Below are 14,291 nucleotides of genomic sequence, written 5' to 3'. Positions count from 1 at the left end.
GTGCTGCCGCGCTTCACCGCGCGGCAGCAGCCTCACGATGCTCGGCCGAAGCGTCCCCCGTGAGTTCGCCGACGGTGTCCCGCCACAGGGTCAGCAGCCGGTCGAGGTCGTCCGGTCCGAGCGCGCCCGCCGCGCCGAGCAGCAGCCCCTTCGTGTCCGATCCCGACTCGGTGACGTGGACGAGCAGCTCGGAGGCGGCCTGCGGATACTCGAGTTCCACCGACTCCACGTCGACTCCGTCGAGCGCCCAGCCCAGATCGACGTCCTCCCGCGCGTACGCGAACGCGACCTGGTAGAGCGGATTGCGACAGGGGACCCCTTCGCGCTCCGCGGCGGCGTGGGAGACCAGCGACGCGATGGGGTAGTCCCGCCGCCAAAGCGAGTCGCGCACGGCCGACCGGCACTCCTCGAGGGTCCGCTCCAGTCCTGCCGAACGGGGCGAGCGCGAGCGGATCAGGACGAGATTCTGGAAGAAGCCGACGGTGTCGAAGTCCGCCGGCCGCAGCCGGGTGTCCACGGCCGTGACGATGCCGATGTCGTCGGTCCCGGAGAACTGCTTGAACGCCCAGATCAGGGCGGTGACGTGGATGACGAAGCGGGTACAGCGCAGCCGGCGGGCCGTGCCGCCCATCCGGTCGTGGATCTCCGTACCGAGCATGCGCGTGGCCACCACCGGCCGGAACGCCTCCGGATCGGCCTGCGGGTCGAGGCTGGTCAGGAACCGTGGCGGCAGCGGCGTGAGGAGATCGAGGATCTCCGGGGTTTCCTCGACGCTCGGAAACGTGTTCCGCACGGCGGACGGATCGTAGGGCTGCGGTTCGGCGAGATCTGCCGCCCGCCCGGCGTAGAGCTGGGCCAGTTCACGCTGGAGGATCGCCTTCGAGCGCTCGTCGAGCGCGATGTGATCGATGATCAGGAGGAGGCTGTGCACGTCCTCCGTGTGCGGGATCAGGATCGCCTGGAGCATCGAGTGGCGATCCGGCGAGGTGAACCGGTCGACAGCCTCGTGCAGCGCGTTGTTCACGTGCTTGCGGATGTCGCGCTCGTCGGACATCCCGGTCTGCGGCGCGACCGTGAACACCCCCGGACCCTCGTCCTGATGGACGACCGCGAGCACCTCGCCGGTCTCGGAGAACGCGTAGTTGGTGCGGAGGATGGTGTGCCGACGGGTGAGTTCGATAAGCGCGTCGCGAAGCCGTTCGACGTCCAGCGGCCCACGGATCAACAGGTGGGTGCCGACGATCTGGGCAGGCACGCCGCCCGGCGCGTGCCGCATCATGATCAAGCGGCGCTGGGTCGACGAGGCCTGGTACACGGTTGCGCGTGACGGCACGTCTCGATCGAGGTGGTTCCTCATCCCTGTTCCGCCCCTTCTGCCTCGCCCACGACGGTGGACGCGGCGCGACTGCCACGGTCGAGTGTGTACCGGACGCGACCGCGAGCGTACCCGCACGGGGCTGCGGAGTCAGCGGCGTGCGGCCCCGTGGACGCGCAAAGGTACTGGGCCCTTCGCCCGGCGGCGTGCGACCATCCCGTCGAGCCTCAGTCCAGCAGGGCCCGCAGCCACCGGTCCGTGTGCATAACTGCGGCGTTGTTGACGAGGATGTCGAGGCGGTCGCCGACCGCCGCGAACATCGCCTCGACACTGGCGACATCCTGGTGGTCGGTCCGGATGCCTACCGCATCGGAGGCCGGCGGCTCCCTCCGGTGGGTGAAGTACACCTGGGCGCCCGCTCGGACCAGCCGTTCCACTATCGCCCGACCGATACCGCGGGAGCCGCCGGGGACCAGGGCGATCTTGCCGTCGAGTGTCATGGCGGCAGGCTATGTCAGCCTCGGCACCGAGGTCTTGAACGATTGCGCGGGTGCGGCCGTCCCGCCGCCTCGGGCATGCCGTCAGAGCCCGGCCGCGGCGTCGTACCGGCGACGCAGGTCGGCCATCTCCGACGCGCCCAACGCCTCCTGGGCCGCCAGGGCCGCGTACTTCTCCGGGAACATCTGGTGCAGCCGGTCGATGAACCTGACGTCCTCGGTCGCCTCGACCACCTGGATGCCCGGCGGCTCACTGGACATGTCCACGATCACCGGGCCGGCCAGCTTGACCGCCACGTCCCAGGGGCGCTTCTGCTCGGCGACACCGCAGAGGTGGAAGCCGTAGACCGTCTGCACGTCGGCGAGTTCGGTGACCTCGGCCGGCTCGTAGCCGTAGACGTGGACGCCGCAGATCACCGGTGGTTTCGTCTCCTCGGTGCCGACCTGCTGGATCCCGTGCCCGGCGTGGTTGTGCTGCCCCGGGTCGGCCTGCTCGAGCGTGCTGCGCATCCGGCTGACCAACTGCCCGTGCAGATCCGCCGGCTTCGTCTCCGGCCCGGCCGAGTTGACCAGTACGATCGCGCCGACCGACACCGCCAGCAGGATCACCGCCACCCACACGAAACGGTTCCGGTACCACCCCGCGAAACTCTCCCGGGAAATCATGATCGCTTCTCACCTCGTCGCCGGTTCTGGTGCACTGGCAGATCGCATCGGACGCCTCCGGCGTGCCGGACGTCGAACCCGTCGCTCGTCGCGGAGACACGTACCGGAGGAAACGGACGGCGGGGACGCCTGCCCGTCGTCGTGAAGATGGCCCGGCGATGCGGCGCGCGATCGTCTGCCAAAGCGACGCGCTGCCGGCACTGCGCTGCTCCCATGCTCGCCGTTCTCAGCGCGGTTGCCCCCGCGCTGCGGCGATAGGAGCCATTCCAGCACGGCGGGACCCGCTCCGGCAACATCGACGATCCTCAGCCTGCGTCGGCGTCGGGCCGTGTGGGTGCCAGGCGCGGCCTACGGCCGGTCGCTGCCGGTGGCGGTGCGGCTGCGGGCCAACTCGATGGCGGCGGCCCGGGGGAGCAGGATGGCGCCGACCTGGGTACGTCGAGGCGCCGGACCCGGGAAGTCACCCGGGCCCGGCGCCTCGACGAAGCAGCGTCGTCGCGATCGGCGGCTGCCGTCGTCAGCCGAGCCTGGCCTCACCGGCTGCTCCGGCTGGCACCGTCCGCAGCGCGTCGGCGATCAGGTCGGCCACCCGCTGCCGATGCCTGTCGAGATAGAAGTGGCCGCCCTCGAAGACCTCCAGATCGAACCCGCCGGCGGTGTGCGCGGACCAGCTGGCCACCGCGGGCACCGGGGCCTGCGCATCGTCGTCACCGGTGAGCGCGGTGATCGGGCACTCCACCGGCGGTTGCGGCGTCCACCGGTACGTGTCGATGGCGCGGTAGTCGGCGTGCATGATCCGCAACAGCTCGGCGCGCAGCTCCTCGTCCTCGAGGAACATGGGGTGGGTGCCACCGGCCTCGCGCAGCTCCGCCAGGATCCCCCCGTCGGTGCGGGGGGACTCGGGCCGGAACTGGGGTTGTGACGGCGCCCGCCGCCCGGAGACGAAGAGCCGCTCCGGCAGCGGGAGCCCGGCGACGCGCCGCCGCTGCGTGACCTCGTGTGCGATCACCGCACCCATGCTGTGGCCGAAGAAGGCGTACGGACCGTGCAGGTGTGCCCGGAGGACGGTGTCGATCTCGTCGGCGAGCTGAGGGATGGAGGTGCGGCTCGGCTCGTTGCGGCGGTCCTGCCGGCCCGGATACTGGATCGCCAGGACGTCGATGTCCGGCGGCAGCGCCCGGGACAGCGGCAGGTAATAGGTGGCGGCTCCGCCCGCGTGCGGGAAGCAGACGAGCCGGATTCGGCCCGTCGCCTGCGGCGTGAGCCGTTGGATCCACCTGTTGGTTGGCTCAGAGAGCACTGTCGTCACCGTCTTCCTCGTGTCGTTACTCGGCGATCCGGGTCCGGCCGGCCCAGCGGTAGACGACCGGTGCCGTCGCCGGGGCACCGGCATCCCGGTGGAAATGCTCGTACCCGCCGCGGAACATCACCTTGATCCGGTCGGTGGTGCGGGTGGCCCGACGTCGGCGCAGCGCGGTCGGCAGGTCGGCCGGACCGCCCTCGAGTACGACGTCCAGGTCGTCCGGGTCCGCCGTGGCGGTCACACCGGCCTCCGGGTTTCCGCTTTCCGGGGTCAGTGGTGGATGCGCGAAGTCGTTCATGCGAGACCTCCTCGGGGGTTCGATGGGCTTCGTCAGCGGCAGGTAAGGCATCGGCCACGGGTCACTGCTGGTGCCACATCACCGGCTCCGGATAGGACGGCTCCGTCCAGTCGAGCAGCCGCAGCAGGTAGTCGCCGTAGCCGCTCTTGCGCAGCGGCTTCGCGAGCCGGCGCAGGTCGTCGTCGTCGATGAGGCCGGCGCGCCAGGCGGCCTCCTCCAGGCAGCCGATCTTCAAGCCCTGGCGCTCCTCGATGACCCGGACGTACTCGGCGGCCGCCACCATCGAGTTGAACGTGCCGGTGTCCAGCCAGGCGGTACCCCGGTCGAGGACCCGGACGTGCAGGCGTCCCCGGCGCAGGTACTCCTCGCTGACGGCGGTGATCTCCAGCTCGCCCCGGGCCGAGGGCTGCAACGTGGTGGCGATCTTCACGACCTCGGCGTCGTAGAAGTAGAGCCCCGGCACGGCGTACCGGGACTTCGGCTCGGCCGGTTTCTCCGCCAGGCTGATCGCCGTGCCGTTCTCGTCGAACTCGACCACGCCGAACTCCTCCGGATTCGCCACCGGATAGGCGAAGATGACGCCACCTTCGACCTTGGTCTGCATCTGCAGCATCCGGCCGAGCCCGCCGCCGTGGAAGATGTTGTCGCCGAGGATCAGCGCCACCGAGTCACCGGCGAGGAACTCCTCGGCGATGAGGAAGGCCTGGGCGATGCCTTCGGGTCGGGGTTGCACCCCGTACTCCAACCGCAGGCCCCACTGGCTGCCGTCACCGAGCAGCTGCCGGAACTGGTGCTGGTCCTCCGGCCGGGTGATGATCATGATCTCGCTCATGCCCGCCATGACCAGCGTGGACATCGGGTAGTAGATCATTGGCTTGTCGAAGACTGGCATGAGTTGTTTGGAAATGGCCTGTGTTATGGGCCAGAGTCGGGATCCTGTCCCGCCGGCCAGAAGCACTCCCCGCACGGCGGGAGCGTATCCGCCGGATCAGCCGCCCGGCTTCCCCTGCTTTTCCCCGTCGACCCCTGTTCTCGGTGCCGGGCACCCCTGTCTTGGGTCCGCGACCGGATCGGCCGCCCGGCACGCCATAGGCTGCGGCCGTGAGGATTCTGGTCACTGGAGGCGCGGGTTTCATCGGGTCCAACTTCGTCCGCCGGCTGCTGGCCGACGGCTACCCCGGCCTGGCGGGTGCGGACGTCACCGTTCTCGACAAGCTGACCTACGCCGGGAACCTGGCGAACCTGGCGCCGGTCGCCGACTCGCCCCGGCTGCGGGTGGTGGTGGGCGACATCTGCGACGCGGATCTGGTCGGCGAGGTGCTGCCCGGTCACGATCTCGTCGTGCACTTCGCGGCCGAGTCGCACGTGGACCGGTCGATCGAGGGCGCCGCGCCGTTCGTGACCACCAACCTGCTCGGCACCTCGGTACTGCTTGAGGCCGCGACGGCCGGAGGAGTCAGCAGATTCGTGCACGTCTCCACCGACGAGGTGTACGGCTCGATCGACTCCGGCTCCTGGACGGAGGACCGGCCGCTGGAGCCCAACTCGCCGTACTCCGCCGCGAAGGCAGGATCCGACCTGCTGGCTCGGGCCTATCACCGGACCCACGGACTGCCGGTGGTGATCACCCGCGGCTCGAACACGTACGGCCCGTACCAGTTCCCGGAGAAGGTCGTCCCGCTGTTCGTCACGAATCTGCTCGACGGCCGGCGCGTACCGCTCTACGGCGACGGTGGCAACGTGCGCGACTGGCTGCACGTCGACGACCACTGCGCCGGCGTGGCGCTGGCCGCCGAGCGCGGTCGCCCCGGCGGGGTGTACCACGTCGGCGGCGGCACCGAGCTGACGAACAAGGAGTTGACCGCCCGGCTGCTGGAGGCCTGCGGGGCGGGCTGGGACATGGTGGAGTACGTGCCGGACCGCAAGGCGCACGACCGGCGGTACTCGCTCGACATCGGCCGGACGACTACCGAACTCGGTTACGTGCCGGCGGTTGACTTCGCCGAAGGGCTGGCGGCCACTGTGGCGTGGTATCGCGCGAACCGGGCCTGGTGGGAACCGCTGCGCCGGGGCGCCTGACTCCGCCTCACCCGCCTGCGGCGACTTCCCGGGTCGCCCCGACCCGGCAGCCGGATAAGCGGCGGTCGCCCGGCCCCGGCGGGCGGGTCGCGCGCGTCCGCTCATGCCGGCGGCAGACGTGGACGGATCCCGCTACGCGTCAGCGCATTTGTGCTGGCCGGATGTGCGGTGGCGGCGGCTGGGACCGCTTCCACCCAGTCGGAGACACGACACATTGGCGAAACACGGCCGGGGGCTCTCAACATTTTCTCAGGTTGCGTTGCTACCCGCAGTTTCGTGCACGTACGTACGTATAAAACAACATCTGCAACGGAAGAGCTCTGCTCAGCGTATAAATCGCTGTTACTCTCCGGCTTAATAGCTCCGACTTTTGTTAACGTTATGACCGAATGTTCCAGTCCTTGGGCTTTGGTGGTCGGCGTCCTCAACGTCCGTCTTCAGGTTGAATAACGATGCGGGTCTGCGGGTTTGGCTCCACGTTGCGCCGTCGCAAAGATCAATGGCATACTGCCCCCAACAGACCGCAGGAACAGGGCATCCAATCACTCGGAATAGCTGCAGAAATGGTCGGGACCCATTTCTAAAGTAGGCTGTTCGGTTCGGCGCTGCTGGTGCTCGGGCGATTGGGAATTCGTGTTCCACGTCGTTACTAAATTAAGCGGGGTGGTGTGTCGAAATGACCCTCGTAGAGCGCCAAGACCAAATAGCGCTACTGCGGAGGCTAGCGGCCGAAAGCGCTTCCGGGCGCGGCCGTACGGCGCTGATCACGGGTTCCGTGGCCAGCGGTAAGACGGAACTGCTGCGCACGGTGGTGGAACACGTCGTGCACTCGGGTGGGCGGCATCTGGGCGCGACGGCGTCGGAGGCTGAACGGGACCTGCCGACCGGGGTGATCGGCCAGCTCTTCCACCATGCGGATCTTCCGCTGGCCGAGCTGCAACGGGTGGACGCCGTGCTGGCCGACGTCTCCCGAGCCTGGTCGGTCTACGGCGCCGACGTCGGAGCCATCCGGCAGGCGACGGCGGCCAAGGTGCGCGGGCTGGCCCTGACGCTGCTGCGGCTGGCCGAGACCGGCCCGCTGCTGATCACCATCGACGACACGCACCACGTCGACGAGGCTTCCTGGCAGTGTGTGTCCTATCTCGTCCGGAGGCTCGCCACGGCGCCAGTGTTCCTGGTGCTGGCCGGCGACAACTCCACCGAACGGGCCTATCCACCGCTGCGCCGGGACCTGCTGGGCCAGCCGGGCTACGCCTGGTTGCGGGTCGGCTGCCTCTCCCCGGCCGGGGTCACGGAGCTGCTGACGCAGGAGTTCGGCGAGCGGGTCGCCGACGAGATCAGCGCGGACGTCCACCGGATCAGCGGCGGTAACCCGCTGTTGGCCAAGGCCCTGATCCAGGACGCCCGGCAGGCGAGTCCAGCCGGACCGGTCCGGCTGGTGGTACGGGACAACTTCGCCCACGCCGTGATGGGCGTCCTGTTCCGCGCCGACGCCGTACTGCGTGACGTCGCCCGGGCTCTGGCGATTCTGCCCGGCGCCACCACCGTCGAGGAGGCCGGTCGGTTCCTCGAACTCGACGCGGCCGGTGTCCGGGAAGCCGTGAACGCGTTGGAGCGCACCGGTCTGCTCGCCAACGGCCGTTACCCGGACGCCCGGTGCGCCGCCGCCGTCGTCAACAGCATGACCTCGGCGGAGCGGATTGCCCTGCACCGGGAGGCGGCCCGGTTCCTGCACCGCTGCGGAGCACCCCCAGGCCAGATCGCCCGGCACGTGCTCGCCGCCGGCTACACGGAGGGGGAGTGGGTACTGCCCGTGCTGCGGCAGGCCGCCGAGCGGGCGGTGCCGGACGGCGATCTCGAATTCGCACTCGCCTGCCTGCGCTGGGCGGAGCAGGTGGACGGTGATCCGACCGACCGGGCCGCCGTCCGGCAACTGCTGGCCCGCCTGGAGTGGCGGCACGATCCCGCGGCGACTGCGGCGCGGCACCTGGACGCGATGGTGGCCGACGTCGCCGAGGGCCGGCTTCCGGGCGGTGCCGCGTTGCTGCCCCTGGCGCACCTGCTCTGGTTCGGGCGGGTCGACGAGGCGGCCGAGCTCTTCGCCACCGCCCGGTCGCGGGCCGACCAGGACGACGCGACCCGGCAGGACCTGGAGTTCGCCCGGCTCTGGTACAACCTCTGCTACCCGGCGCACGCCGCCCGGTTCGCCGGCCCGGACACGTCGGCGTCGGATCCGCACCGTCTGCTCACCACTCAGCAGCACACCCGGGCCATTCTGCTGAGCGTCGGCTCACTCGGTGTCGGCGAAGGCATCCTGCGCGAGGCCGAGCAGCTGTTGCAGCAGACGAGCCTCGCCGACATCACCGTCGGCCCGTTGACCGTCGCGCTGCTCACGCTGGTCTTCGGCGATCAGTTGGAGACCGCGGCCCAGTGGTGCGATCCGCTGATCGAGGAGGCGCAGCGCCGGCAGGCCACCACCTGGCAGGCGCTGTTCACTGCGGTTCGCGGCGAGATCGCCGTGCGGCAGGGCGAACTGCCCCGGGCCGAGCAGTGCGTCCTCGACGCGTTCAAGCTGATGGAGCCGTCCGCCTGGGGCGTCTTCGTCGCGCTGCCGCTGGGCACCATGCTGCGTGCCACCACCGCGGCCGGCAAGCTCGGGGAGGCCGTCGACTACCTGCGCATGACCGTACCGGCGATCGTGTTCGACACCCCGCTCGGCCTGCACTACCTGCACGCACGCGGTCGCTTCCACCTGGCCAACGGGTCGCATCGCGCGGCGCTGCGCGACTTCCGTACCTGCGGGGATCTGATGAGCCGCTGGGGATTCGACGTGCCCGGTCTGGTGGCCTGGCGCGCCGAGGCGGCCAGCGCCTGCCTGCAGCTGGGGGAGGAGCGGCAGGCCGGGCGGCTCGCGCAGGAGCAACTCGCCCGGCTGGGTCCCGGGGCGAGCCGCACCCGCGGGGTCGCGCTGCGGCTGCTGGCGGCGGCCAGCGACGAACGCAAGAAACCGGCGCTGCTCAACGAGGCGGTCCGGGCACTGAAGGAGTCGGGTGACCGGCTGGAGCTGGCGCACGCACTGGCCGACCTCAGTCAGGCGCTCAATGCCGTGGGTGACTCCACCCGGGCCCGGATGGTGCTGCGTACCGCCGACCGCATCGCCAACCGGTGTCATGCCTTCGACCCGGGCGGTCCGGTGCGACCCACGCCGCTCGGCGCCGTCGCGCAGCCGGAAGAAGAGTGGTCCGCCCCGCCCAACGGAGCGGCGGCCGGGCTGAGCAGCGCTGAGCGTCGGGTGGTGGTGCTGGCCGCGGCCGGCCAGACGAACCGGGAGATCGCCCGCAAGCTGTTCGTCACGGTCAGCACCGTCGAGCAGCACCTGACCAGGGCCTATCGCAAGCTCGACGTGACCCGGCGCACCGATCTGTCCGCCGTGCTCCAGGCCGATGTGGTGCTCAAGGAGCCCTCCGCGGCCTGCGAACGGTAGCCGTGCCCGGCGGTGCGCGCGGCCTGCGCCGCCGCACCGCCGGGCACCGCGGCTGAGGCTATATGTACGTATGAGTAAGACGCTTGTATAGTTGCCGCATGGCCGGACCGACCAACCGGGCAGGTTCACGCGAGTGGCTCGGACTCGCCGTGTTGACGCTGCCCGTCTTGCTGATTTCCATCGATGTCTCTGTCTTGTTCATCGCCCTGCCGGCGTTGACCGCGGATCTGAGTCCGACCAGCAGTCAGCTGCTCTGGATCTTGGACATCTACGCCTTCCTTCTCTCCGGCCTGCTGCTCACCATGGGCACCCTCGGCGACCGGATCGGCCGTAGAAAGCTGCTGATGTTCGGCGCCGTGGCGTTCGGTGGGGCATCCGTCGTGGCCGCCTACGCCAACACGGCCGAGATGCTGATCATGGCGCGGGCGCTCCAGGGCATCGGTGGCGCCACGCTGATGCCCTCCACGCTGTCGCTGATCCGGAACATGTTCCACGACGACAACCAGCGCCGATCCGCCATCGGGGTCTGGACGGCCAGCGTGTCGGCCGGCATGGTGCTCGGGCCGCTGGTCGGCGGCGCCCTGCTGGAGAACTTCTGGTGGGGATCGGTCTTCATCATCAACGCGCCGATCATGGTGCTGCTACTCGTCGTCGGCATGCTGTTGCTGCCCGAGTTCAAGGCGCCGCAGGCCGGCCGGTTCGACCTGCTCAGCTCGCTGTTGTCGCTGCTCACCGTGCTTCCGGTGATCTACGGCATCAAGACCATCGCGGAAGACGGCAGCCTGAGCGTGGTCGCGGTGGCCACGATCCTGGCCGGTGTCCTGTTCGGCATCATCTTCGTACAGCGGCAGCGCCGCCGGGCCGATCCCATGATCGACGTGCGGCTGTTCCGTAACGCCGCCTTCAGCACCGCCCTGCTGACGAACCTGTCGATCTTCGTGGCGATGGCCGGTGTCACCCTGTTCACCACCCAGTACCTCCAGATCGTGCTCGGCATGAGCCCGTTCCGGGCCGGCCTGTGGGCCCTGACCGGCGCGGTGGCCTCGGCCGTCGGCGCCACGCTCGGTCCGGTCGTGGTCCGCTGGGTGCGGCAGGTGTACGTCCTCGTCTTCGGCCTGGTGCTGGCCGGTGTCGGCTTCCTCATCCTGCTCCAGCTCGGCACCGACACCCTGGCGATCGTCATTGCCGGCAACATGGTCGCGGCCGCGGGGATCGGCTTCGTGGTGACCATGGTGGTGGACATGGTCGTCGCGGCGGCCCCACCGGAGCGGGCCGGCGCCGCCTCGGCGTTGTCCGAGACCTGCACCGAGTTCGGTGGCGCCCTGGGCATCGCCGTGCTGGGAAGCATCGGCGGCGCGGTCTACCGTAACCAGTTCCTCGAGAACGCCCCGGCCGGCCTGCCCCCCGAGCTGACCGCCGCCTCCGCGGAGACCATCGCCGCCGCCAAGGAGATCGCCGCCGCCGTGCCCGAGGTCGCCGGGCAACTGGTCGCAGTGGCCGACGCCGCCTTCGTGGAGAGCGCCCAAGCCATCGCCCTCACCGCCGCCTGCATGGTCGGCGTGATGGCCGTCGCCGCCCTGCTCGTCCTGCGCCGGGTACGGGTACCCGACCCGACCGAACGGAGCGAGGACGAGGTGCACGTCTGAGCCCTCCGGCCCCGGCCACCACAACTGCACACCGCCTCACGGCAAGCTCCCTACCCACCTCGTGCGTTCCCCCGTACGCATGGGGTGGGTAGGGGTCCTTAGGGGTCCCGAGCGCAGGTCACGCCTGGCTAACGTCGCTGCCAAACCAACTTCTGATGGCATCGCCATGTCCCTGGGAGACCCCATGCGCGTCCTTCTCACCACGCTCGCCGCCAACACCCACCTCTACCTGATGGTTCCGCTGGCGCAGGCACTGCGTGCCGCGGGCCACGAGGTGGTGGTCGCGAGTGGACCCGAGCTCGTCCCGGACATCACCGGCGCGGGGCTGCCCGCAGTCGCGGTCGGCAAGCAACTCGACATGGTCGAGGACGCCCGGCAGGCCGAGTACGGCGACACCGTGCACGGCTCCGAGTACGACATCACCGAGATCCGGCCCGAGCGGCTCACCTGGGACTACGCCCGTAACGTCCTGCGCGTGTGGTGCCAGGGTCCGGTGGCGGCGTACGACTACCTGGCCAACGACCCGATGGTCGACGACATGCTCCGCTTCGCCCGCTGGTGGAAGCCGGACGTGGTGGTCTGGGACGCCACCACCTACGCCGGCCCGATCGTCGCGCAGGTCCTCGGGGTGCCGCAGGTCCGGTTCCTGTTCGGGCTGGACCAGACGGCCCGCATCCACCGCATCTTCAGCGACGGCCTGCCCCAGCAGCCGGCCGCGGTCCGCGAGGACCCGCTGGCTGACCCGATGGTCGAGATGCTCACCCGCAAGCTGGCCCGGCACGACACCCCGTTCGCCCGCGAACTGATGTTCGGGGAGTTCAGCATCGACCCGAGCCCCGAGTGGATGCGGTTCCCGGTGGAGCACGACTACCGGTCGATCAGCCCGGTGCTGTACAACGGCCCCTCGGTGATCCCGCAGTGGCTCACCGAGCCCGTCAACCGTCGGCGGGTCTGCATCACCCTGGGCCTGTCCCTGCGCGAGATCGACGACCACTGGGGCGAGGGCATCAACGTCTCCACCGTCCTGGAGGCCGTGGACGGTCTCGACGTCGAGGTGGTTGCCACCATCCCCGGGGACGTCCTGGAAGGTGTCACGGTTCCGGAGAACGTCCGCGCCGTCGACTTCGTCCCGATGGACGCCCTGCTGCCGAGCTGCTCGGCGATCGTGCACCACGGCGGTGGGGGCACCCGCCTCAACGCGCTCATGCACGGGGTGCCGCAGCTGGTCATTCCCGGTTGGTCGTGGGACGAGGCGATCCAGGCCAGCAAGTACGCCGAGCGCGGCGCCGCCCTGGTCGTACCGCAGGAGGAACTGACCGCCGAGCGACTGCGCGCGGGACTGCTGCGGCTCCTGGACGAGCCGTCGTTCGCCGCCGCTGCCGCGGACCTCCAGAAGACCGCCCGCAGCGCGACCACCCCGGCCGACCTGGTGGCCGATCTGGAGGCGCTCGTCGCGGGGCACCACAGCCGGGCCGCTGGCGTCGCCCCGCTCGGCTGAGCGGTCACGCTCTGCCCGTCACCGGCACCGCCGGTTCCGCATCCACCGTCTCGCTGGTCATGACCTCGGCAGCACTGAAGGGTAACTGGTGAACAACGAGGAAAAGCTGCTCGGCTATCTCAAGCGCGCCACCACGGACCTGCGGAACACCCGGCGCGCGCTGCGCGAGCGGGAGCAGCGCGACAGCGAACCGGTGGCCATCGTCGGCATGGCGTGCCGGTTCCCCGGCGGCGTCGAGAACCCCGCCGACCTGTGGCGTCTGCTACAGGCCGGCGAGGACGCCATCACCGGGATGCCGACCGACCGGGGCTGGGATCTGTCGGCGCTATACCACCCCGACCCGGACCAGCCGGGTGCCAGCTACACCCGATCCGGCGGATTCCTCACCGGCGCGATGGACTTCGACCCGGCCTTCTTCGGGATCAGCCCCCGGGAGGCACTGGCAATGGACCCGCAGCAGCGCTTGCTGCTGGAGACGGCGTGGGAGGCCGTCGAGGACGCCGGCATCGACCCCACCGTGCTGCGGGGCAGTCGTACCGGCGTCTTCGCCGGCGTCATCTACCACGACTACGCGACCCGGCTGAGCAACCCGCCAGCCGATCTCGACGGTCACCTCGGCAACGGCAGCTCGGCGGCGGTGGCCTCGGGCCGGATCTCGTACGTCCTGGGCCTGGAGGGGCCGGCCGTCACGGTGGACACCGCCTGCTCGTCGTCGCTTGTGGCGTTGCACTGGGCGGTGCAGTCGGTGCGCTCGGGTGAGTCCTCGCTGGCTCTCGCCGGAGGCGTCACCTTCATGTCCACTCCGGACGCCTTCGTCGAGTTCAGCCGGCAGCGGGCGCTGTCGGTCGACGGACGCTGCAAGGCGTTCGCCTCCGCCGCCGACGGCACCGGCTGGTCCGAGGGCGTCGGCATGCTGCTGGTCGAGCGGCTTTCCGACGCGGTCGCCAACGGCCGCCGCATCCTCGCCGTCATTCGTGGTACCGCGGTCAACTCCGACGGGGCCAGCAGTGGCCTCACCGCACCGAACGGGCCGTCGCAGCAGCGGGTCATCCGGCAGGCCCTGGCCGTCGGTGAGCTGGGCACCGCCGACGTGGACGCGGTCGAGGCGCACGGCACCGGCACCACGCTTGGTGACCCGATCGAGGCGCAGGCCCTGCTCGCCACGTACGGCAAGGGCCGTCCGGCCGACCGGCCGCTCTGGCTGGGCTCGGTGAAGTCGAACCTGGGTCACACGCAGGCCGCCGCCGGCGTCGCCGGGGTGATCAAGATGGTGCTGGCGATGCGGCACGGCGTCCTGCCCGCCACGCTGCACGTGGACGAGCCCAGCAGCCACGTCGACTGGTCCTCAGGTGAAGTCCGTCTGGTCACCGAGCGCCGTCCCTGGCCGGAGGTGGACCGTCCGCGCCGCGCCGGTGTCTCGTCGTTCGGGGTCAGTGGCACGAATGCGCACGTGGTGTTGGAGCAGGCTCCTGAGCCCGAGGCTGTTGCGGTTGTTGAGCGTCCGT

The 14,291-nt window shown here is 70.1% G+C and carries 12 protein-coding genes; 5 read left to right on the top strand and 7 right to left on the bottom strand.

Annotated features, from left to right (window positions below):
• Positions 1-13 precede the first annotated feature (13 nt).
• The 7 genes from AC507J_RS17795 to rfbA form a co-directional block, all read right to left on the bottom strand.
• The gene (locus AC507J_RS17795) at positions 14-1,333 is read right to left on the bottom strand and encodes a condensation domain-containing protein (protein ID WP_496290277.1); all 1,320 of its coding nucleotides are present in this window, start codon (positions 1,331-1,333) and stop codon (positions 14-16) included.
• A 209-nt stretch (positions 1,334-1,542) separates the two neighbouring features.
• Positions 1,543-1,815, bottom strand: coding sequence for an SDR family NAD(P)-dependent oxidoreductase (locus AC507J_RS17790; RefSeq protein ID WP_496290276.1), 273 nt, complete (start codon positions 1,813-1,815; stop codon positions 1,543-1,545).
• Between the two features lie 81 nt (positions 1,816-1,896).
• The gene (locus AC507J_RS17785) at positions 1,897-2,478 is read right to left on the bottom strand and encodes a hypothetical protein (protein WP_496290275.1); all 582 of its coding nucleotides are present in this window, start codon (positions 2,476-2,478) and stop codon (positions 1,897-1,899) included.
• Between the two features lie 348 nt (positions 2,479-2,826).
• Positions 2,827-3,015: a hypothetical protein gene (locus tag AC507J_RS17780; protein ID WP_496290274.1), complete on the bottom strand. Its 189-nt coding sequence runs from the start codon at positions 3,013-3,015 to the stop codon at positions 2,827-2,829.
• Positions 2,996-3,778 (bottom strand): thioesterase II family protein, encoded by a 783-nt coding sequence (locus tag AC507J_RS17775; RefSeq protein WP_496290273.1) that lies wholly within the window; start codon positions 3,776-3,778, stop codon positions 2,996-2,998. The genes AC507J_RS17780 and AC507J_RS17775 overlap by 20 nt, the downstream gene beginning before the upstream one ends.
• A 25-nt stretch (positions 3,779-3,803) precedes the next feature.
• Entirely contained in the window at positions 3,804-4,079 is a 276-nt protein-coding gene (locus tag AC507J_RS17770) for a DUF5988 family protein (protein ID WP_496290272.1), read from the bottom strand.
• Positions 4,080-4,140: 61 nt separating this feature from the next.
• Entirely contained in the window at positions 4,141-5,046 is a 906-nt protein-coding gene (gene rfbA / locus AC507J_RS17765) for a glucose-1-phosphate thymidylyltransferase RfbA (RefSeq protein ID WP_496290271.1), read from the bottom strand.
• A 134-nt stretch (positions 5,047-5,180) separates the two neighbouring features.
• On the opposite strand from rfbA, the gene rfbB reads away from it, so the two are divergent.
• The 5 genes from rfbB to AC507J_RS17740 form a co-directional block, all read left to right on the top strand.
• The gene (rfbB, locus tag AC507J_RS17760) at positions 5,181-6,158 is read left to right on the top strand and encodes a dTDP-glucose 4,6-dehydratase (RefSeq protein WP_496290270.1); all 978 of its coding nucleotides are present in this window, start codon (positions 5,181-5,183) and stop codon (positions 6,156-6,158) included.
• A 676-nt stretch (positions 6,159-6,834) separates the two neighbouring features.
• Positions 6,835-9,642: an AAA family ATPase gene (locus AC507J_RS17755; RefSeq protein ID WP_496290269.1), complete on the top strand. Its 2,808-nt coding sequence runs from the start codon at positions 6,835-6,837 to the stop codon at positions 9,640-9,642.
• A gap of 98 nt (positions 9,643-9,740) precedes the next feature.
• Positions 9,741-11,288: an MFS transporter gene (locus AC507J_RS17750; protein WP_496290268.1), complete on the top strand. Its 1,548-nt coding sequence runs from the start codon at positions 9,741-9,743 to the stop codon at positions 11,286-11,288.
• 184 nt (positions 11,289-11,472) lie between these two features.
• Positions 11,473-12,786 carry an activator-dependent family glycosyltransferase gene (locus AC507J_RS17745; RefSeq protein ID WP_496290267.1) on the top strand — a complete coding sequence of 438 codons (1,314 nt, stop codon included), beginning with the start codon at positions 11,473-11,475 and terminating at the stop codon, positions 12,784-12,786.
• 88 nt (positions 12,787-12,874) lie between these two features.
• On the top strand, positions 12,875-14,291 hold a 1,417-nt coding region (locus AC507J_RS17740; RefSeq protein WP_496290266.1), incomplete at its 3' end, for a type I polyketide synthase.

The organism is Micromonospora sp. PRAS1, assembly GCF_059553435.1.
Note: the sequence above shows the minus strand (reverse complement) of the source record. Positions and strands in the feature narration are given on the sequence as shown.

Coding starts and splice junctions, on each gene's coding strand:
- AC507J_RS17790 (WP_496290276.1), bottom strand. CDS start 1,815: ATGACACTCGACGGCAAGATCGCCCTGGTCCCCGGCGGCTCCCGCGGT.
- AC507J_RS17785 (WP_496290275.1), bottom strand. CDS start 2,478: ATGATTTCCCGGGAGAGTTTCGCGGGGTGGTACCGGAACCGTTTCGTG.
- AC507J_RS17770 (WP_496290272.1), bottom strand. CDS start 4,079: ATGAACGACTTCGCGCATCCACCACTGACCCCGGAAAGCGGAAACCCG.
- AC507J_RS17755 (WP_496290269.1), top strand. CDS start 6,835: ATGACCCTCGTAGAGCGCCAAGACCAAATAGCGCTACTGCGGAGGCTA.
- AC507J_RS17750 (WP_496290268.1), top strand. CDS start 9,741: ATGGCCGGACCGACCAACCGGGCAGGTTCACGCGAGTGGCTCGGACTC.
- AC507J_RS17745 (WP_496290267.1), top strand. CDS start 11,473: ATGCGCGTCCTTCTCACCACGCTCGCCGCCAACACCCACCTCTACCTG.